General features: G+C 72.4%; 15 protein-coding genes. 12 read left to right on the top strand and 3 right to left on the bottom strand.

Going from position 1 to position 20,336, the window contains the following annotated elements:
• Window positions 1-120: 120 nt before the first annotated feature.
• Window positions 121-732 carry a helix-turn-helix domain-containing protein gene (locus AC0KTA_RS37180; RefSeq protein WP_481052594.1) on the top strand — a complete coding sequence of 204 codons (612 nt, stop codon included), beginning with the start codon at window positions 121-123 and terminating at the stop codon, window positions 730-732.
• On the opposite strand, the gene AC0KTA_RS37175 is transcribed toward AC0KTA_RS37180, so the two are convergent.
• Entirely contained in the window at window positions 705-2,969 is a 2,265-nt protein-coding gene (locus AC0KTA_RS37175; protein ID WP_481052593.1) for an ATP-binding cassette domain-containing protein, read from the bottom strand. The genes AC0KTA_RS37180 and AC0KTA_RS37175 overlap by 28 nt on opposite strands.
• 147 nt (window positions 2,970-3,116) lie before the next feature.
• On the bottom strand, window positions 3,117-5,087 hold the full coding sequence (locus tag AC0KTA_RS37170) for a helix-turn-helix domain-containing protein (protein ID WP_481052592.1): 1,971 nt from the start codon (window positions 5,085-5,087) through the stop codon (window positions 3,117-3,119).
• A 128-nt stretch (window positions 5,088-5,215) separates the two neighbouring features.
• On the opposite strand from AC0KTA_RS37170, the gene AC0KTA_RS37165 reads away from it, so the two are divergent.
• The 3 genes from AC0KTA_RS37165 to AC0KTA_RS37155 are packed head-to-tail and all read left to right on the top strand — an operon-like array spanning window position 5,216 to window position 8,442.
• Window positions 5,216-6,061 (top strand): helix-turn-helix domain-containing protein, encoded by an 846-nt coding sequence (locus AC0KTA_RS37165; protein ID WP_481052591.1) that lies wholly within the window; start codon window positions 5,216-5,218, stop codon window positions 6,059-6,061.
• The gene (locus tag AC0KTA_RS37160) at window positions 6,058-6,852 is read left to right on the top strand and encodes an SAM-dependent methyltransferase (RefSeq protein ID WP_481052590.1); all 795 of its coding nucleotides are present in this window, start codon (window positions 6,058-6,060) and stop codon (window positions 6,850-6,852) included. Before AC0KTA_RS37165 ends, AC0KTA_RS37160 begins: the two co-directional genes overlap by 4 nt.
• 36 nt (window positions 6,853-6,888) lie before the next feature.
• Entirely contained in the window at window positions 6,889-8,442 is a 1,554-nt protein-coding gene (locus tag AC0KTA_RS37155; RefSeq protein WP_481052589.1) for a helix-turn-helix domain-containing protein, read from the top strand.
• Window positions 8,443-8,521: 79 nt separating this feature from the next.
• On the opposite strand, the gene AC0KTA_RS37150 is transcribed toward AC0KTA_RS37155, so the two are convergent.
• Window positions 8,522-9,829 carry an aminotransferase class V-fold PLP-dependent enzyme gene (locus AC0KTA_RS37150; protein ID WP_481052588.1) on the bottom strand — a complete coding sequence of 436 codons (1,308 nt, stop codon included), beginning with the start codon at window positions 9,827-9,829 and terminating at the stop codon, window positions 8,522-8,524.
• Window positions 9,830-10,100: 271 nt separating this feature from the next.
• On the opposite strand from AC0KTA_RS37150, the gene AC0KTA_RS37145 reads away from it, so the two are divergent.
• The 8 genes from AC0KTA_RS37145 to AC0KTA_RS37110 all read left to right on the top strand — a co-directional run bounded on the left by AC0KTA_RS37145 (window position 10,101) and on the right by AC0KTA_RS37110 (window position 20,318).
• Window positions 10,101-10,922 (top strand): SGNH/GDSL hydrolase family protein, encoded by an 822-nt coding sequence (locus tag AC0KTA_RS37145; protein ID WP_481052587.1) that lies wholly within the window; start codon window positions 10,101-10,103, stop codon window positions 10,920-10,922.
• Between the two features lie 67 nt (window positions 10,923-10,989).
• The gene (locus AC0KTA_RS37140) at window positions 10,990-12,216 is read left to right on the top strand and encodes an acyltransferase family protein (protein ID WP_481052586.1); all 1,227 of its coding nucleotides are present in this window, start codon (window positions 10,990-10,992) and stop codon (window positions 12,214-12,216) included.
• 158 nt (window positions 12,217-12,374) lie between these two features.
• Window positions 12,375-13,073 carry a response regulator gene (locus AC0KTA_RS37135; protein ID WP_481052585.1) on the top strand — a complete coding sequence of 233 codons (699 nt, stop codon included), beginning with the start codon at window positions 12,375-12,377 and terminating at the stop codon, window positions 13,071-13,073.
• Window positions 13,070-14,524 (top strand): sensor histidine kinase, encoded by a 1,455-nt coding sequence (locus AC0KTA_RS37130; RefSeq protein WP_481052584.1) that lies wholly within the window; start codon window positions 13,070-13,072, stop codon window positions 14,522-14,524. Before AC0KTA_RS37135 ends, AC0KTA_RS37130 begins: the two co-directional genes overlap by 4 nt.
• Window positions 14,525-14,574: 50 nt before the next feature.
• The gene (locus AC0KTA_RS37125) at window positions 14,575-15,165 is read left to right on the top strand and encodes a hypothetical protein (RefSeq protein WP_481052583.1); all 591 of its coding nucleotides are present in this window, start codon (window positions 14,575-14,577) and stop codon (window positions 15,163-15,165) included.
• 21 nt (window positions 15,166-15,186) lie between these two features.
• Window positions 15,187-15,885: a DNA polymerase ligase N-terminal domain-containing protein gene (locus AC0KTA_RS37120; RefSeq protein WP_481052582.1), complete on the top strand. Its 699-nt coding sequence runs from the start codon at window positions 15,187-15,189 to the stop codon at window positions 15,883-15,885.
• A complete protein-coding gene (ligD, locus tag AC0KTA_RS37115; protein WP_481052581.1) occupies window positions 15,882-16,892 on the top strand; it encodes a non-homologous end-joining DNA ligase in 1,011 nt (336 codons plus the stop codon). Before AC0KTA_RS37120 ends, ligD begins: the two co-directional genes overlap by 4 nt.
• A 288-nt stretch (window positions 16,893-17,180) precedes the next feature.
• A complete protein-coding gene (locus AC0KTA_RS37110; RefSeq protein WP_481056695.1) occupies window positions 17,181-20,318 on the top strand; it encodes an FAD-binding and (Fe-S)-binding domain-containing protein in 3,138 nt (1,045 codons plus the stop codon).
• Window positions 20,319-20,336 lie beyond the last annotated feature (18 nt).

Genomic DNA, 20,336 nt, shown 5'->3' with positions numbered 1-20,336 from the left:
GGAACGCCAGCAGTTGAGTGGTGACGGCTGTTGTGAGCATTGAATGGTCACCTCCGTGGTCAGCATCGTCAGCGCCATTCCGTTCTTGCAAGGAAAGTTGCGGATCCGCATGCTGGGCTCATGGGCAGCACCGAAGAAGACGTTCTCGCCGGAGTCGGGCCGCGCCTGCGTGCCCTGCGCCAGGCGCGGGGTGCCACGTTGGCGGCACTGGCGACCGAGACCGGTCTCACGGCGAGCACGCTGTCGCGCCTGGAGAACGGGAAGCTCCGCCCTACTCTGGAGCAACTGCTGCCGCTGGCCCGGGCCCACGGCGTCCCGCTCGACGACCTGGTCGCGGCGCCGCCCACCGGCGACCCGCGTGTCCATCTGCGGCCCGTGCGGCGGAACGGGTTGACGGTGGTGCCGCTGACCAGGCGCGCCGGGGGTGTTCAGGCCTACAAGGTGATCCATCCCCCCGCCGGACGGGCGCCCACGACGAACCTGCAGACCCACGAGGGATACGAGTGGTTCTACGTCCTCGACGGGCGCGTCCGGTTCGTGCTCGGCGAGCGGGAGTTCCGGCTCGGCGTCGGCGAGGCCGCGGAGTTCGACACCCGCGTACCGCATTGGATCGGCAGCGCCGACGGCCGGCCCGCGGAGCTGCTCACCCTGTTCGGCGCGCAGGGAGAGCGCGCCCACCTGTCACCGTCCGAGCGAGCCGCCGCTCACGACCCGACGTACTCCCGCAGGTGACGTGCCGTCAAAGTGTCGCCGTCCTTGACCAGTTCGGCCGGGGTGCCGGTGAAGACGATCTCGCCGCCGTCGTGGCCGCCGCCCGGACCCAGGTCGATGATCCAGTCGGCGTGGGCCATGACGGCCTGGTGGTGTTCGATGACGACGACCGAGTTGCCGTCGTCGACCAGGCGGTCGAGCAGGGCGAGGAGTTTGTCCACGTCGGCCAGGTGGAGGCCGGTGGTGGGCTCGTCGAGGACGTACGTGGAGGACTTCTCGGCCATGTGGATGGCGAGCTTCAGGCGCTGACGCTCGCCGCCGGAGAGGGTGTTGAGCGGCTGGCCGAGGCGCAGATAGCCGAGGCCGACGTCGGCGAGGCGGCCGAGGATCGTGTGCGGCCGGCCGGAGGGAAAGAAGTCGTACGCCTCGGCGACCGACATGCCGAGGACCTCGCTGATGTTCTTGCCGCGCAGGTGGTACGTGAGGACCTCCGGCGTGAAGCGTTTGCCCTCGCACTGCTCGCACACCGAGGCGACACCCTGCATCATCGCCAGGTCCGTGTAGAGCAGCCCGAGGCCGTTGCACTTGGGGCAGGCGCCTGCCGAGTTGGCGCTGAACAGGGCCGCCTTGACGCCGTTCGCCTTGGCGAAGGCGTCGCGGATCGGGCCGAGCAGGTTCGTGTACGTCGCCGGATTCGAGCGGCGCGAACCGCGGATCGCCGACTGATCGGCGACCACGACGCCGTCCCGCCCGGACAGATAGCCGTGGATCAGCGAGCTCTTCCCGGAACCGGCCACACCGGTGACCACGGTGAGGACACCGAGCGGCACGTCGACCGAGACGCCCTTGAGGTTGTGCAAGTCGGCGCCTTCGATGGGCAGTTGCCCCTTGGGGGTGCGGACGGTGTCGCGGAGCCGGGCGCGGTGGCCGAGGTGGCGGCCGGTGAGGGTGCCGGAGGCGCGCAGCCCCGCCACGTCCCCGGTGAAGCAGATCTCGCCGCCCGCTGCGCCCGCGCCGGGGCCGAGGTCCACGACGTGGTCGGCGATCGCGACGACCTCCGGCTTGTGCTCGACGACGAGCACCGTGTTGCCCTTGTCGCGCAGCCGCAGGAGCAGGTCGTTCATGCGCCGGATGTCGTGCGGGTGCAGGCCGATCGTCGGCTCGTCGAAGACGTACGTGACGTCCGTGATGCTGGAGCCGAGGTGGCGGACCATCTTCACGCGCTGCGCCTCGCCGCCGGAGAGGGTGCCCGAGGGGCGGTCGAGGCTGAGATAGCCGAGGCCTATCTCGGTGAGCGAGTCGAGCAGGTCGAGGAGGTTGGCGAGCAGCGGTGCGGTGCCGGCGTCCTCGATGGAGCGGACGAAGTCGGCGAGGTCGTCGATCTGCATCGCGGAGCACTCCGCGATGTTCACACCGTCGATCTTCGAGGAGAGCGCCTCCTGGGTGAGGCGGGTGCCGCCGCACAGCGGGCACCGGGCGAAGACCACGGCGCGCTCCACGAACGCCCTGATGTGCGGCTGGAGTCCGTCGCGGTCCTTGGCGAGCAGCGTCCGCTGCATCTTGCTGATCAGGCCTTCGTACGTGAAGCCGTTGGAGCCGACCTTCACCTTGACGGGGCCCTTGTGCAGGAGGTCCGCCCACTCCTGCTCGGTGAAGTCCGTCAGCTTCTTGTCGGGGTCGAAGAAACCGGAGTTGACCACGATCTGCCAGCCCCAGGAGTCCACCGCGTGGTGCGGGAGGGTGAGGGCGCCCTCATTGAGGGAGAGTTCGCGGTCCAGGAGCTGGTCGACGTCGACCGTGGAGACCTCGCCTGTGCCCTCGCACTCCGGACACATGCCTTCGGGCAGGTTGAAGCTGAACGCGCCGGAGGTGCCGATGTTCGGTACGCCGAGGCGGCTGAAGATGATGCGCAGCATCGTGTACGCGTCCGTGGCGGTGCCCACCGTGGAGCGGGAGTTGGCGCCCATCCGCTCCTGGTCGACGACGATCGCGGCGCTGAGGTTGCGCAGCTCGTCGACGTCGGGGCGGCCGACGTTCGGCATGAACGACTGGACGAACGCGGTGTACGTCTCGTTGATCAGGCGCTGCGACTCGGCGGCGATGGTGCCGAACACGAGCGAGGACTTGCCGGAGCCGGAGACTCCGGTGAACACGGTCAACCGCCGCTTGGGCAGGTCGACGGAGACGTCCTTGAGGTTGTTCTCGCGCGCTCCGCGGACCTGGATCAGGGTGTGGCTGTCGGCAGGGGTGACCTTCACGGGTGCTCCTTGTACGGGTCGCACGGCTGTCCAGAGGATTGGCGTACACCGTACTCAGTCGGGGCGCCGGGCGCCTCTGGTTTTCGCGATGCCGGATGCCTCGCCCTGACTTCGCGGCGCGCTCAGCTCACGCCGCCTCAACTCGCCTCACGTCGCCGGGCACAGCACGCCGCGGCTGTCCGCGACGTCGAGCTCGCCGGTCACGACGTGCAGGGAGAACTGCAGGTCGCGCAGGCCGCTCAAGGTGCTGAAGTCCCGGGCCGTGTGCCGCTCCAGGGCACGCAGGTGGGAGCGCACGGTGGCCTCCGACATGCCCAGGGCGCGCGCGGCCGGTTCGATGTGGGCGTTGTGGGTGAGCCAGACCGTGGCGGTGGCCAGCAGGTCGCGGCGGTCGCCGCGGGCGGTGTGCAGCAGGGTGTCGGCCCAGGCCAGCACCTGGGGTGCGGCCAGCAGTGAGGTGAGGGTCGGCGGCTCTCCGTCGGGCTCGGCGGACGCCACCGGGCGTGCCCGCTGCGTGACCAGCTCCAGGGCCAGGCCGACGGCGATGCGGTCGGCGACGGTGCCGAAGTCCACGCGCAGCGCTTCCGCCGCCCGGGTCACGCGCCGCGTGACGGTGTTGCGGTGTAGATGCAGACGCCGTGCGGCGACGGTGTAGGGGTGGGCGAGGGCGCTGGCCAGCGTCTCGCGCATCTGCTCCCACTGGGCCTCGTGCCGCATCAGCGGGTCGAGGAGATGCCTGGCCCAGCGCTGCGCGTCGCGCGGCGGGAGCAGGCCGACCAGATCGGTGTGGTGCGCGGACAGCGCGACCGCGTCGGGCTGGTGGAGGGCGAACCGCTGGGCTGCGACCGCCTCCTTGAGTGCGTCGGCGAGCATCGACATGGAGTAGATGCCGCTGCCGCTGAGGGAGGCTTCGGCCCCCAAGGCCGCGACCAGGCGGGCGAGTTCGGCGGGCACTCCGGACGCGCCGGGCAGCCCGGCCGTGCCGCCCACAACGGATACGCCGGACGCGCCGTCACCGGCCCGCCCCGCCCGGGCGGGCTGCTGCATCGGCTGTACGACCAGCACCCGGCGCTCCTCACGCGGATCCGCGATCACCAGGGCGCGGCCCGCCGTGACGGCCTCGCACCGGCGTACGACGGCGTCCCGGTGGGTGCGCGCGGTCTCGATGACGAAGACGCGGGCCGTTTCCGGCTCCAGGAGACCGGGGGCCTGCGGGGCCATGACCCGGCGCGCCTTGTCGACCTCGGCGTCGAGGAGCAATTCCACCGCGGCTCTTCTGGCCGCACGCGAGGCGTCGGCGGCCGCGCAGTACTCGCGGCGCGCCTGGTCGAGGAGGCCGAGGAGCTTCGCGGTCTGCCCCAGGAGCCGGACATCGGCGTCGTCGAACGGGGGCGAGGTGCGGGCCACGGCCAGCACCGTGTCCGCTCCGTGCGCCGGGGCGAGGGCGATGAGCCGGGTGTGCGGCCCGGCGGCCGCCTCGGCGGCGGCACCGACGGACCGGTGAATGATCGCCGGTGCCAGCGTCTCGGCCGCGGTGGCCGGCGAGGCCGCCAGGACGCGCTGCGGTTCGCTGACGAGCACCTGCACGTGCAGGGCGCGCGCGAGCCAGTCCGCGATGCGCTGCATCGCCCGCGGGTCGGCGAGCTGGGCGGGCATCTGCTGGACGAGCGTGGCGAGTTGAGCGGCGCGGCGCTCGGCACCGGACAGCCGGCTCTCCTGGAAGCGGTGGCGCGCCTTGGCCCACTCCCGCGGCGGCGCGGTGGTGACCAGCAGGGGGATGGAGAGTGCGGTGGACAGGTCGCGCATCGCCTGCGGGAACGGCTGATGGGCGCCGGACGTCGCGTTCACCACCAGGCCGGCGCACTTGTCCAGCGCCAACTGCTCCACGAGCGTCTCCAGCGCGACTTCCGCGTGGCCCCGGAGCCGGAACGGCAGGCCGGTGACCAGGACCAGGGATCCGGGCTCGAGGCGTCGCTGCGGCTCGCCCTCCAGGAGTTGATGGAGGGTCAGGGCCGTTAGTCCGGTCACCCCGGCCTGCTCGTACCGGGCAGCGTCGATCCCTCCGGCGAAGGCGAGCCCGAGCTCGGCCCTGCCGACCAGCGTGCCCAGTGTCAGCACGTCATCTCCCGCTTCTGCCCGAGGCGTTGGTGATGTCTTCCTGCACACTCAAAGGGTTGCGAACAGAGATTGCAAGCGACAAGGTGTGCACTGTCCGCAAGTTGCGGTGAGTGCCGGAAGGAGAGTTCGTGGCCCGCGAAAGGTCAGGCCCGACCCTCGCGCACCTCGTTCTGGCCACCCGGCTGAAAATCCTGCGCGAGGCGGCGGGGCTGACGCGTCAGCACGCGGCGGACGCGCTCGGCGCCCACCCGGTCACCGTCCGCCGTATCGAGCAGGCGCAGACGTCCCTGGACGAGGGGCAGGTCCGCGCGCTGCTGCGGGCGTACGGATCACCTGCCGCGGAGATCGACGAATTCCTCGGCAAGCTCGCGACGGCGAACCTCCCCGGCTGGTGGCATCCGTGGCGTGCCGTCATGGATCCGTGGCAACTCGACCTGATGAGCGTGGAGTCCGCCGCCAGCATGGTCCGCGCCTGGGAACCGGCCCTCGTCCCCGCCCTGTTGCGCACCCGCGCCTACGCCCGCGCGGTCGACGACGCCCTGCGGCCGGACCTGTCCGCCGCCGCCAAGGACGCGCGGACCGAGTTGCTGATGAAGCGTCAAGAACAGTTGCGCGCACAGCAGACGCGCGTCTGGGCCGTGATGTCGGCCGCGGCGCTGCACACCCGCGTGGGCGGTGACGACGTCATGGCCGAGCAGATGTCAGCTCTTCGGGCCGCCGTCGACGGGCCCGACGTGACCCTGCAGATCCACCCGCTGGACGGGCCCCCGCACGCCCTGACCGGCACGCCCGCGATCACTGTCTACCGCGTCGAGGCGCCGGAGATCCCCGACCGCGTGGTCCGGGAGGGCGGCCCGGCAGGCAGCGCCGAGATCTGGGACGCCACCGCGACCGTGACCGACTACCGCCTGCTCCTCGACTACTCCTGCGCCATCGCCCTCCATCCCGACAAGTCGAAAGAGGCACTGCCTTGACCGAGCCGACCAACCCCCAGCAGATAGACACATCCGTCGCCCACAGCGCACGCGTCTGGAACTACTGGCTGGGCGGCAAGGACTGGTTCCCCGCCGACCAGGCCGCGGGCGACGCCTACCGCGACAAGTACCCCCTGATCGAGCCGATGGCCCAGGAGTCGCGCGGCTTCCTGATCCGTACGGTGACGTGGCTGGCGCGCGAGGCCGGGATCCGGCAGTTCCTCGACGTGGGCGCCGGCCTGCCGACGGCCAACAACACCCACGAGGTGGCCCAGCGCATCGCCCCCGACTGCCGGGTGGTGTACGTCGACCACGACCCGCTCGTCCTGCTGCACGTGCACGCCATGCGCAAGAGCACGCCCGAGGGCGCCATGGACTACGTACTGGCGGACATGCGCGACACGGACGCCGTCCTGGAGGGCGCCGCCAAGACCCTGGACATGACCCGGCCCATCGCCCTGGTGATCAACGATGTGCTCGGCCACATCGTGGACTGGGACGAGGCCCTGTCGCTCGTACGGCGACTGGTGGAACGTCTTCCCTCGGGCAGCTATGTGTCGTTGAGCCACTCCACCGCCGCGGACGACAAGCACCGGGAGGTGCAGGAGGCGTACAACAACTCCGGCGCCATTCCCTACATCTTCCGTGAGCCGGAGCAGACGGTGGCCTTCTTCGAGGGCCTCGAACTGGTCGAGCCCGGCTATGTGTCCTGGCCCAACTGGCGGCCCGACGCGACCACCGGCCGCCTCACCGTGCGGGCGGGCTGGGGCGGCGTCGCACGGATCTCATGATGACGAGCGGCACCTCATGACGACGAGCGGCATCTCATGACGACGAGCGGCGCGGGCCGTCCGCAGCACGTCGCGGCGCCCGTGCCCGCCTCCGCCACGCCCGCCTCCGCCGCGCACGACCTGTCCGGCCGCATGATGCGCCGACTCACGCGGGCGGCCGCGCGCTCCGGCGCGGCGTTGATCGCCGAAGCGGCCGAGCTGGCCGACGGCTGGGCCGTCCTCGTGGACCCGGTCGCCGGTGCCGTCCACAGCACCCCGCACTCGGCCGGGCCCGAGGGCGAGCGGGCCGCCGCGCACCCCCAGGCCCACCCGCACCTCACGATCCACCAGGTGACCGACGCCGCGGGCACCGTCCTCGTCCTCGGCCCCCGCAGGACGTCCGCCTCCCAGGCGGGCCTCATCGCGCGGGCCACCGCCGATCTGCTGCGGGTGCGGGCCCGGCGGGCGGACGAGGTGCGCGGCGCCGAGCAGCGGCTGCACTCCGCGGTGCTGCGCCTGCTGCTGCACGGCCACGACCAGTTGGCCGCGGAGGTGCTGGGCGGCGGCGCCACGCACGCCACGGTGTACCGGCTCGCCGGGCGCACCGTGCACACCGCCTACCAGGCCCTGTGGCGCGCGGCGCAGCCCGGCGCGGTCCTCGGCGGCACGCGCGTGCTGATCTGTCTGGACGGGGCGGAGCTGGTGGTCGTCGCCCTCCACGGCGCCCACGGGGACCACAACGCGATGCTCTCGCTCGTCGCCCGCGTCGCCGACCGGCATCAACTGGCCGGCGGGGCGGCGGATCCCGCTCCCCTGGACATGTTCGCCACCGCGTGGGCCGAGGCGGGCACGGCACGCCACAGCGCCGCCGTCGGCTGCCTCACCTCCGCGACCGGTCTGGGCGCGCACGGGCTGCTGCGCGTCGTACCGGGTGACCGGCTCGCCGACTGGTCCGCGGGCGTCCTTGGGCCCCTGGACCGCGAGCAGCGCCGCACCCTGGAGGCCTGGCTGCGCTCGGGATCGGCTCTGGCCGCCGCGCAGGCCCTCGACGTGGCGGAGGGCACGGTACGGACACGGCTGCGCGGCATCAGGGCGCTGCTCGCGGCCGATCTCGACGACCCCACGGTGCAGGCCCAACTGCTCCTCGCCCTGCGAGCCCCGGCCGCCGCCGTGCCGACGGCCACTCCCCCGTCGGCGGCCGCTTCCCCATCGACGTCCACTCCTTCGTCGGCGGCCACTCCCCCGTCGACAATCTCGCCCACCCGGGTAAGTCCCCGCCCGCCCCTGCCCACCGACCTGCTCGCCCCCGAGCACGCCGGCCGCTGGGCGTCGGCGCTGCTCGAACCGCTGGACACCCGCCTGCGCATCGCGCTCCGGTGCTGGCTCGCACACCGGGGCCGTACGGCTCCCGCCGCCGCCGCGCTGGGCCTGCACCGGACGACCCTCACGACCTGGCTCGCCGAGTGCGGCCGGGTCCTGACCCTGGATCTGTCGTCGGCGACGACCAGGACGGAGCTGCACCTGGCCGTGGAGACGATCGCCTCGCCCGACGACGTACCGGAGGCGCTGCCACGCCGCGGGGGCAGGACGTATCGAGGGGTACGGCCTTAGGCGTACGGCCGGTGGCGTGCCGCCATTGACGTACTGCCGGTGACGTCCTGCCAGTTGGCCGCATCGCCGCCGAGGCGCCCTACCGGCGGTGCCCGCGTGCGATGTCGGCGATCGCGGTCAGCGCGGTGTCGATGTCGTCGGGTGAGTTCATGATGCCGGTGCCCATGCGCGGGTAGGGCCGGCTGTGGTGGGAGGCGAGCGACAGCCGGATCTTTCGCTCGGCGGCGAGGGCCACCACCTCTTCGTTGCCGCGGCCGCGCACGCTGAAGCAGGTGATGCCCGCGGACAGCTCGGGCGCCGACGGGGTGTGCACGGTCACGCCCGGGATGCGGGCCAGACCCTGCTTGGCCCGGGTGGAGAGTTCCGTGATGCGGTCGGCGACACGGGTCCGGCCGAGCGTCCGGTGGAAGGCGACGGACACCGGAAGGGCGAAGGCGTGCTCGAAGGCCAGGAAGCCACCCGGGGACAAGGGCGCCGCCCCGCCGCCGCGAATGAAAGTGGCGAACGTCGGCCGCACTTGGTCGAGCACCTGGGGAGACACCCACACCAGCCCGGTCCCGCGGGGCCCGAACAGCCACTTGTGCGTTCCGGCGACCAGCACGTCGGCTCCCAGGCGTGCCCCGTCCTCGTCGACGGCGGCCAGTCCGTGCACCCCGTCGACCACCAGCAGACAGCGATCGGCGTCCCGGCGGCCCTGATTGGCCTGCCGTACCACCTCGGCGATCTGACGTACCGGCATCCGCAGCCCGGTGCTGGACTGCACCCAGGTGACGCCCAACACCCTGGTGTGGGGACGGATCTGCTCCCGGATCGCACGCGTGATCTCCTCGGCGGTAGCCCGTGCGGGGTCGGGGAACCACGAGCACAGCCGCACCCTGGCGCCGTGCTTGGCCGCCGCCAGCCGGGCCGCTTCCACGTGGGAGCGGTGGTCGTTGCCGGTCAGCACGTACTCCTGGCCGGGCCGGGTACGCACGCCGTTGTAGACCACGCCAAGCCCGACGGTCGTACTGGCTGTCATCGCGAGGTGCTCGGGCCGCGCCCCCAGATAGTCGGCCAGGGCGGCCCGGACCCGCGGCCACCCGGTCGGGCCGTCGGGCAGGGACAGCCCCGCGGTGACCGACAGCGGGTTGGCGTCGATCTGCCGGCGCAGATGATCCACCGCCGCACGCACCACGCGTGGATGCGACGCCAGATAGAACATCGCCAGATTCACCCAGCCCGGCTCCAGCCGGAACTGCGCCCGCACCGCGTCCCAGTCCGGCCGCCCGTCCACGACGACCCGCGCCTCGCCCGCAGGATCGGAAGGGACCGCCCCGGCCGGCTGCCCCAAGGCTGCGACGGCCGCCGCTCCGACCGGCCCGGCCAGCAGATGCCGCCTACTCACCATGGCTGTTCCCGTGCCGGTCGGAACCATCTTGCCCACAAGGTCCGCAACATCCGTGAGGTCCGCAAGGTCCGCAAGGTCCGTGAGAAAGAAGCATGCCCACCCTTTTACCTCGACGGCCCAGGGAAATACAGAGCGCAGATTTCGTACACAAAGCCGAAAACCCGCCGTCGAGCCGGAGCGGCGGCGGACTTCATGAGCGCTCCTTGCCCGGACTATGAGCAAACGATGACAGCGGGCGGTGGGGCGCTCGAAGGCTGTTCTGCTGAGGGGCATGAACAGCAACAACAAGTCCCGTTCCCGCTTTCCTCACCGCCCGGCGCGCCACGCCCTCGGCGCGGTCGCCGCAGTCACCGCGCTCGGCCTCACCTTGGCCGGATGCGGCGAGAACGGCTCCGGCACCAAGGACGAGGGGCAGAGCAAGACGACGAGCACCGGTACGAAGGTGCTGTGGCTGGGTGATTCCATCGCGGGCGCCGAGGCTCCCGCCCTGGGCGCTGCCCTGAAGGCCGGCGGTGTGGAGTTCAAGGACTCCTCCTCGGACGGTGGCGGCACGGTCGTCGACAGCGGCGAGAAGATCACGCAGATGATCTCCGGCGCGACGTGGAAGCAACTGGCCAAGGACATCGAGTCGTTCCGTCCCACCGTGGTCGCCTACCAAGTCACGACGTACGACTGGGGAAACCGCGATCAGCAGCGGGCCGCCTACGAGAAGGTCGTCGACACGGTCAAGGACGCCGGGGCCAAGGTGGTGTTCGTCTCGCCCCCGCCCATCAAGATCGACGGGTTCTACAAGCAGCACGAGGCGCAGATGCGTACCGCTCCCAAGGTGGCCGCGGACGTCGCGGGGAAGAGCGGGGGCACGGCGGCGTACTTCGACGCCTCACAGGTGTGGGGCACCGACGCCTCGGCGGGGAAGGCACAGCGCGCCTCGGACGGGATCCACAACTGCCAGCAGGGGGCGGCCGCCTTCGCCAAGTGGTTCACCGGGAAGCTCGGCGAGCAGGAAGGCTTCACGCCGGCGTCGGTGGACTCCTGGGCCCAGAAGTCCTGGACCGGCGACGAGCGGTACAGCAAGCTCCGCTGTGCCGCGTGACGGGACGGCCGACTGCATGCCGTCGCGCCTTTCGTCTCTTTCGTCTCCTCTTACATCTCCGGGGTCGGTGCGCGGCCGTACGGTGCAGGCCCGGCACCGTGCGGCCGCGCGCGCCGGCGGCGTGGGCCGTGCGCACCTGGCCGCCCTCGACGGGCTGCGCGGGTTCGCGGTCGCGGCCGTGCTGCTCTTCCACGCCGGGCATCTGCGGGGCGGGTTCCTCGGCGTCGACCTGTTCTTCGTGCTCTCCGGGTTCCTGATCACCGGGCTGCTGCTCGGCGAGGCGGCGGGGCGCGGCCGGGTCGCCCTGGCCGCGTTCTGGGGCCGCCGTGCCCGTCGCCTGCTGCCCGCGCTCTTCTGTGTGGTGATCGTGACCGTCTTGGCCACGTGGGCATGGGGGAGCACGGCGCAGCTGCGCTTCGCGCTCGACGACCTGCCCTGGGTCGGGGCCCAGGCGGTCAACTGGCACTACATCACCGAGCAGCTCGGCTACTGGAACGCCTCCGACACCCGCGTCTTCGCCCACCTGTGGAGCATCGGTGTGGAGTGGCAGTTCTACCTGGTCTGGCCGCTGGTGGTGGCGGTGGCCGCCCGGGGGCGGTGGGGTGAGCGGATCGTGGCCTCGCTCGCCGGGGCGGGTGCCCTGGTCTCCCTCGCGCTGACCGTCTCGTTCGGTGCCGCGGTGGACACCACCCGCGCCTACGAGGGCACCGACACCCGGGGCGCCGCCCTGCTGCTCGGGGCGTTCGTGGCCACCGCGCCGGTGCGGAACCTCGCGCGCCGGGTGCCGCGCCGCGCGGCCGAGCTGGTGTGCCTGGTCCTGGGGTGCGGGCTTGCGGTGGCGTGGTTGGTGACCGAGGGCGAGAAGGCGCCCCTGCTCTTCCGGGGCGGGCTCTTTTTCCACTCGCTGGCCGCGGCCGTGCTGATCGTCCTGATGGCCCAGGTGCCGGGCACCCGGGCGGCACGGATCGCGGGCAGCCGCCTGCCGCGCGGCCTGGGACAGCTGTCGTACAGCCTGTATCTGTGGCACTGGCCGGTGTACCTGCTGCTGTTGCCGCGCCTTTCGGCGCTCGGGGACTGGGGCGGGACCGCCGTCGCGAGCGGGGTCTCGCTGGTGGCCGCCGGGGTGACGAAGCGGTTCGTCGAGGATCCGGTGCGGTTCCGGGTGGGGTGGGCGCGGGGCAGGCGCGGGGTGATCGCGGTGGTCGCGGTGGCCCTGGCGGGAGCCGTTCTGTGGGCGGCCGTGCCCGAGCCGGTGGCGGGAGCGGGGACGGTCGATGTCGACGAGCTGAGGTGACCCCAGGACGACCCCGGACCCCAGGACAACCCCGGGCTCCCGGAAACCCCGGGAAGAGCAGCGCACCCCACGCCTCCCGCTCGCCCGTACAGTGGGCGATCCACCCGATAGCTCGCATAACGCCGGCGCAGCACTCTCCCTGTGGAAAGGACCCGTACATGGCCCGTGTCCTGCTGATCGAGGACGATCCGGCCGTACGCCGCGGTGTCGTCCTGGGCCTGTCCCGCAACGGGCACGAGACCGAGGCGGTCGCCACCGGCGAGGACGGCCTCGAGGCCCTGGCCGCCTTCAAGCCCGACCTCGTGCTCCTCGACCTGATGCTCCCCCGCATGAGCGGCCTGGACGTCTGCCGCCGCATCCGCGAGACCAGCCGGGTTCCCCTCGTGATCCTGTCCGCGCGCGGCGACGACATGGACGTCGTGATCGGCCTCGAGGCGGGCGCCGACGACTACGTCGTCAAACCCGCCGGCGCCGCGGTCATCGAGGCCCGGATGCGCGCGGTGCTGCGCCGCGTCGCCCCCGCCCAGGCCGACACCGGCGCAGGTGCCGGGCCGACCCGGGTGGGCGGTCTGGAGATCGACCGCGACGCGCTGATCGTCCGCAAGGAGGGCGAGGAACTCCCGCTCGCCCCCTCCGAGTTGAAGCTGCTGCTCTTCCTCAGTGCCGCCCCGGAGCGGACCTTCAGCCGCCAGCAGCTGCTCGAGGATGTCTGGGAGCACAGCTACTACGGGGACGCCCGCCTCGTCGACGCCTGCGTGATGCGGCTGCGCGCCAAGATCGAAGAGGACCCGCGCCGCCCGGTGTACGTCCAGACGGTGCGCGGCTTCGGCTACCGCTTCGGCCCGCTGCCCGCATGAGGCTCGCACTCCCCCGCGGCCTGCGCCCGCGCCTGGTCGTCGCCTTTGTCCTCGTTGCCGCGCTGAGCTCGCTGATCACCGCCGCGCTCACCTTCCGGCAGGCCCGCAGCGCGATCCTGGACCGTACGCAGAACAGCGCCGTCCACGATCTGCGCCTCCAGATCGACTCGCTCGCCCCGAACCTTCCGGCCGATCCCACCGATGCGGACCTGCGCACCTTCGCGCGTCAGCTGGACCGTGCCGCGGGCTCGCGCGGCCGGCACACGGCCGTCTCCCGCGACGGCGGGCCGCTCATCGGCACCGCGGGCGACGTCGGCAGCGCCCTGCGCGCCGCGACGAAGAGCGGTGACACCACCTTCTACGAGCGCGTGGAGCACGCCGACGGGCCCCGGCTGCTCATCGGCATGCCGGTCAGCTACGCCGGCCGCGGCAAAGGAGCGGAGAAACCGTCGGGTCTCGTCGCCTACGCCGTTCTGCCGCTGGGCGGCGAACGGGCCGACATCTCCGCCCTGATCACGGCGGCCTGGGCGGGTGCCGTCCCGGCGCTCGCCTTCGCCGTCGTGCCCGCCTTGTTCGCGGCCCGCCGGGTGCTGCGTCCCGTGCGGCGGCTGCGTACGGCCGCCGAGGAGATCACCTCGGGCGCCCGCGACACGCGCCTGGATATCGTCGGCAAGGACGAACTCGCCGCGCTGACCGGCACGTTCAACACCATGGCGGCCGCGCTGGAGCGGGACGACGCCGAGTTGCGGCGCTTGGAGGCCAAGGCCCGCCGGTTCGCCGCGGACGTCTCGCACGAACTGCGGACCCCGCTCGCCGCGATGGCCGCCGTCACCGACGCCCTCGACGAGGACGCCCGCTCCGGCACGCTGCCTCCGGACACCGCCGACGCGGTCCTCCTCATCAGCGACGAGACCCGCAAGCTGACCAGCATGGTCGAGGACCTGATGGAGATCTCCCGCTTCGACGCGGGTGCGGCGGTGCTGCACCTGGACGACGTGAGTCTGCGCACCGTCGTCCACAAGACGCTGCACCTGCGCGGCTGGCGCGAGCCGGACGAGGTGGTCACCGAGCTGCCCGAGGACGATCTGCGCCTCCGGGTCGACGCGCGGCGCGTCGACGTCGTCCTCGCCAACCTGATCGGCAACGCGCTGCGCCACGGCGCCGCTCCCGTCACCGTCCGGGCGACCGCCACGCGGGAGTCCCTGGTGATCGACGTCGCCGACGACGGCCCCGGCATCCCCGACGAGGTCCTGCCGCATGTCTTCGACCGCTTCTACAAGGCGGACGCCGCACGGACCCGCTCCGAGGGCAGCGGCCTCGGACTCGCCATCGCGTCGGAGAACGTACGCCTGCATCACGGCACCCTCACCGCCGCCAACCTCCTGGACGGCGGCGCGGTGTTCACGATCACGCTCCCGCGCACACTTCCGCAGGAGGAGGACCAGCCATGAGAGGAGGACCAGTCGTGAGAGGAGGACCAGTCGTGAGAGGAGGACCAGCCGTGAAGCGCCGACTCGCCTGTCTCGCAGTCGTGTTGGGTGTGCTGTCAGCGGGCTGCGGCATCGGCTCCACCGGCCCGGTCCGCGCCGGCGCCCCGGCGTCCGGCCTGCGCGAGCCGGGATCCACGACCCAATACGCCCAGCTCTACTTCGTCAGCCCGTACGGCATCCAGGCCGTCAGCCGCGCCGTCGACACCCCCGCGACCCCGCAACAGGCACTCGACCTGCTCCTCAAGGGCCCCGACGCAGCCGAACGCGCCCGCGGCCTGATCACCGAAGTGCCCCCGATCCACGGGCGGCTGGTCGCACGGGTCGCCGACGGCGCCGTGGATCTGCACCTCCCCGTGCCCGTGGCGAACATGACCGGGGGCGGCGGCCTCGGGCTCAGCCAGATCATCTGCACCGCGGCCAACGCCCGGGTGACCGGCGGCAAACAGCCCCCCGACGTGGACGTACGGGTCTACGAAGAGGGCTACGGGACGCCCTGGACCGTCCGCTGCAACGCGGCGGGCAACGTGGTGCCCGAACCCGGCCCGGCACCGGGCCGACCGACCGGCACCGAGGGCGTTACCGCAGGTAATCCAGTGGACTGATCCCGACAGAAGGGAGCTGCCGTGAGCGACAAGGACGGACTGCGGGCCTATCGCGGGAAACGGCATTTCGACCGGACGAGCGAGCCGAGCGGCGAGCGCACCGCGAAGGACGAGGCCGCGTCGACGGACGAGGCCGCGCCGGCCACGGACGACGAGACGGATGAGCCCACCTTCGTGGTGCAGATCCACGACGCGAGCACGGTCCACTTCGACTTCCGCCTCGAGGTCGACGGCGTACTGAAGTCGTGGTCGGTCCCGAAGGGCCCCTCCACCGACCCGCACGACAAGCGCCTCGCCATCCCCACCGAGGACCATCCCTTGGAGTACAGGGACTTCGAGGGGGTGATCCCCGAGGGCGAGTACGGCGGCGGGACCGTCATCGTCTGGGACCACGGCACGTACCGGCCGACCAGCCACGACAAGCGGAACCGGCCGGTGCCCTTCGGACAGGCGCTGGAGAACGGTCACGCCACGTTCGTGCTGCACGGCGACAAGCTGCGCGGGCAGTACGCGCTCACCCGGTTCCACGGCCGTGAGGAGAAGAGCGGCGGATCCGGGAAGCCGACGTGGCTGCTCGTACGGACCGGGCACGGCTCGACGGGCGGCGGCACGCCCGATCCGCGGCGGGCCCGCTCGGCACGCAGCGGCCGCACGCTGCGCCAGGTCGCCGAGGCGCCGGACGCGCCGACATGGCGGTCGCACGGCGAGGAGCACGGATGACCGGCCTGCTGGACACGCTGCCGCCCGAACTGGACGCCCGCACTCGCGAGGCGGCGCCGGGCGTCGAACTCGCGGCCTCCCCCATGCTCGCGACGCTCAGTGACCGGCGTGACTTCCCCCAGGGCTGGATCTTCGAGCGGAAGCTGGACGGCATCCGGGTGCTCTCGGTGCGCGAGCACGGCACGGTGACGCTGCGGTCCCGCTCCGGGCGACGGCTCGACGCCACGTACCCGGAGATCGTGGACGCGCTCGCCGCGCAGGACTGCGCGGACTTCACGATCGACGGCGAGATCGTCGCCTACTCGCACGGCCGGACGGACTTCGCGCGACTCCAGCAGCGCATGGGCCTCACCCGGCGTGCCGACGTCGCGGCGAGCAAGGTCTCGGTGACGTACTACGTCTTCGACCTGCTGCGCCTGGACGGCACGGACGTCCGGCGGCTGCCGCTGCGCACCCGCAAGTCCCTGCTGCGCCGCTCGATCACCTTTCGCGCGCCGCTGCGGTTCAGCGCCCACCGCAACGAGGGCGGACGCGAACTGCTGGCCGACGCGTGTCGGCGCGGCTGGGAGGGGCTCATCGCCAAACGGGCCGACAGCACGTACCAGACGCGTCGCTCGGAGGACTGGCTCAAGCTGAAGTGCGCCCAGGGCCAGGAGTTCGTGGTGGGCGGCTTCACCGAGCCCGCGGGCTCCCGGGAGGGCATCGGCGCGCTGCTCATCGGCTACTACGAGGACGGGCGGCTGCGGTACGCGGGCAAGGTCGGCACCGGCTTCGACCGGCGTACCCTGCTCGCCCTGCGACGGCGACTCGACGAGCTCCAGGTGGCCGACTCGCCGTTCGAGGGCCGGGTCGCGGAGCGGACCGCTCGCTGGGTGCGGCCACGGCTCGTGGCGCAGATCGCCTTCACGGAGTGGACGCGCGACGGCATGCTGCGCCACCCCCGCTATCAGGGACTGCGCGAGGACAAGAGTCCGGCCGACGTCGTCAGGGAGCACGGGAAGCCGTGACCGGGGGCAGGAACCTGGTCACGACGAGGGTTCCTGCGGCGAGCGCGTGGTGGCGGCGGCCGGCGGCCGGGCTTCGCCGCGCTGATGCGGAAGAGCCGGATGGCGGCAAACCTGGGGAGGAGACCTCCCGCCGGCAGGGGACCTCCCGCGTAGAAGTTCCGGGCCCGGGAACCCGGAGGCCGCACATGCCCTTGCGTACGGCGACCACGGGTACCCGCCCGGCCCGAGGTCCGTACGACCGGCTCCGTGCCCGATCTGGAGGGAGTGACCCGGATGGCCGAGCAGCGGATGGACGAGGGCGGATTCCCTCGGGTGCGCCGCGCTGCCATCGGTGACGCTCCCCCAGCGGTGGACACGGCCGGGCTGGCGGCGGCGCTGCGTGCCGCGGTGGACGGGGAGATCCGCTTCGACGCGGGCAGCAAGGGGGCGTACGCCACCGACGGCTCCAACTACCGTCAGGTCCCCCTCGGCGTCGTCGTCCCGCGCACCGTGGAGGCGGGCGCACAAGCCGTGCGGGTGTGCGCGCGCTTCGGCGCTCCGGTGCTGTCCCGCGGCGGGGGCACGAGCCTGGCCGGGCAGGCGACGAACGCCGCGGTCGTCATCGACTGGACCAAGTACTGCCATGCGCTGGTGGCGGTCGACCCGGACGCGCGTACGTGCGTGGTGGAGCCGGGCATCGTCCTGGACGAGCTCGACCGGCGGTTGTCCGGGCACCGCCTGCAGTTCGGGCCCAGGCCCGCCACCCACAGCCACTGCGCCCTCGGCGGCATGATCGGCAACAACGCGTGCGGAGGGTCCGCGCAGGCGTACGGCAAGACCGTGGACAACGTACGCCGCCTGGAGGTCCTCACGCCGGACGGCCTCCGCATGTGGGTGGGTCCGACGTCCAAGGAGGAGCGCGCGCGGATCGTCGCGGAAGGAGGGCGCCGGGCCGAGATCTACGACGGCCTGGAGCGCGTCGTCGGCGAGTATCTGGCGGACATTCGCCGGGGCTATCCGAAGATCCCGCGCCGCGTCTCCGGCTACAACCTGGACTCGCTCCTTCCGGAGAACGGCTTCGACGTGGCCAGGGCCCTGGTGGGCAGCGAGGGCACGCTGGTGACCGTGCTGCACGCCGAGCTCGACCTGGTGCCCGTGCCGCCCTGCCAGTCGCTGCTGGTCCTCGGGTACGACGACATCTGCGGCGCCGCCGATGACGTGCCCCGGCTCCTCGAGCACTGTGCGCCCACCCTTCTGGAGGCACTCGACGACCGGATGGCGCAGCTCATGCGGGAGGAGGGCGCTTACCTCGCGTCGCTGGACGCCCTTCCCGGGGGCAACAGCTGGCTGATGCTGCAGTTCAGCGGCGACAGTCAGGACGACGTCGACGAGCAGGCGCTCGCGCTGCTGCGCGCGGTGGGACGCGACGAGAAGGACTCCACCGTCGCGTTCTCCGACGACCCGGCGCGCGAACACAGGATGCTCAAGGCCCGCGAGGCCGGGCTCGGCGTGACCGCCCGGCCCCCGGACGACCGGCAGACCTGGGAGGGCTGGGAGGACTCCGCCGTTCCGCCCGAGCGCCTCGGAGACTATCTGCGTGACTTGAAGGGCTTGTTCGACGACTTCGGTTACGGCCATCCCTCGCTGTACGGGCACTTCGGTCAGGGGTGTGTGCACACCCGGATCCCGTTCGAGCTGACCAGTGCCGACGGCGTGGCCGACTTCCGGGGCTTCCTGGAGCGCGCCGCCGACCTCGTCGTCGGCTACGGCGGGTCGCTGTCCGGGGAGCACGGGGATGGCCAGGCCCGGGGCGAATTGCTGACCCGGATGTTCGGCGAGCGGCTCGTGACCGCCTTCGCCGAGGTCAAGGCCCTCTTCGACCCGCACGACCGGATGAACCCGGGCAAGGTGGTTCACCCGCGTCCGGTCGACGGGCAGTTGCGGCTCGGGGCCGCCTGGCGGCCGGCCACCCTGGAGACGCACTTCGGCTATCCCGAGGACGGGCACTCCTTCACCCGGGCCGTGCTGCGCTGCGTCGGGATCGGCAACTGCCGCAGCCACCACGGCGGCGTGATGTGCCCGTCCTACCGGGTCACGCGGGAGGAGGAGCATTCCACGCGGGGGCGGGCCCGGCTGCTGTTCGAGATGCTCGACGGCCACGCGGACTCGGCGGTCACCGACGGCTGGCGTTCGCGCGAGGTCCGCGACGCGCTGGATCTCTGCCTGGCCTGCAAGGGCTGCAAGTCGGACTGCCCGACGGGCGTCGACATGGCGACGTACAAGGCCGAGTTCCTCGCCCATCACTACGCGGGCCGCGTCCGGCCCGCCGCCCACTACTCCTTGGGGTGGCTGCCGGTGTGGGCGCGGCTTTCGCGCGTCGCCCCGGGGCTGGTCAACAGCGTGCTCCAAGCGCCGGGGCTTGCCCGCGTCGGCAAGCGGCTCGCCGGTGTCGACGGTGCGCGCCGGGCGCCGGTGTTCGCGCCGGAGTCGTTCGTCCAGTGGTGGCGGGCCCGCGGCGCGGACGCGCCGGACCCGAGCGATCCCCACACCGTGGTGCTGTGGCCCGACACCTTCACCACCTTCTTCCACCCGGCGATCGCGATGTCGGCGGTGCGCGTCCTGGAGGACGCGGGCTTCCGTGTCGCCGTCCCCACCGAACCCGTCTGCTGCGGACTGACGTGGATCTCCACGGGCCAGTTGCCCGTCGCCAAGAAGGTCCTGCGCCGGACGCTGCGCGTGCTGCGGCCGTTCCTCGAAGCGGGCACCCCCGTCATCGGTCTCGAACCGTCCTGCGCCGCGGTGTTCCGCGCCGACGCGCCCGAACTGCTGCCCACGGACCACGACGTGCGGCGCCTGGCCGGGCAGTTCCGCACCTTCGCGGAACATCTCGTGCAGTACGCGCCCGACGACTGGCGGCCGTCCGCGCCGGCCCGGGGGGCCACCGTGCAGACGCACTGCCACCAGCACGCGGTCATGGGAGCCGAAGCCGACCGGGAACTGCTGCGCCGCGCCGGTCTCGACGCCTCGTTCCTCGACGAGGGCTGCTGCGGTCTGGCGGGCAACTTCGGCTTCGAGCGGGGCCACCACGAGGTGTCCCTCGCCGTCGCGGAACAGGGCGTCCTGCCCGCCGTCCGCGCGGCCGCCCCCGACAGCCTGCTGCTCGCGGACGGCTTCAGCTGCCGCCTACAGATCGAGCAGGGCGGCACCGGCCGCCGGGCGCTGCACCTCGCGGAGGCCCTGGCCCTGGGCCTGGACGAAGGCGCGCCCGGTGACCATCGCCTCGACGGAAACGTGCCCGGTGACCATCCCGAAACCGCCGCGCAGCGGCCGCCCGAGCCCTCGCCCGCGGGCCGGTGGACGGCCGCCGCGGGCGCCGCCGCCCTGACGGGCGCGGTCACCGCCGCGGCCGGCCGCGGCGTCGTGCGGCGCCTCCGTCGTCGTACGTAACCCCCGACAGCACCACCC

It is taken from the genome of Streptomyces sp. Y309 (assembly GCF_056712025.1).
The sequence above is the reverse complement of the archived record's forward strand: the minus strand, read 5'-3'. Positions and strand labels throughout refer to the sequence as shown.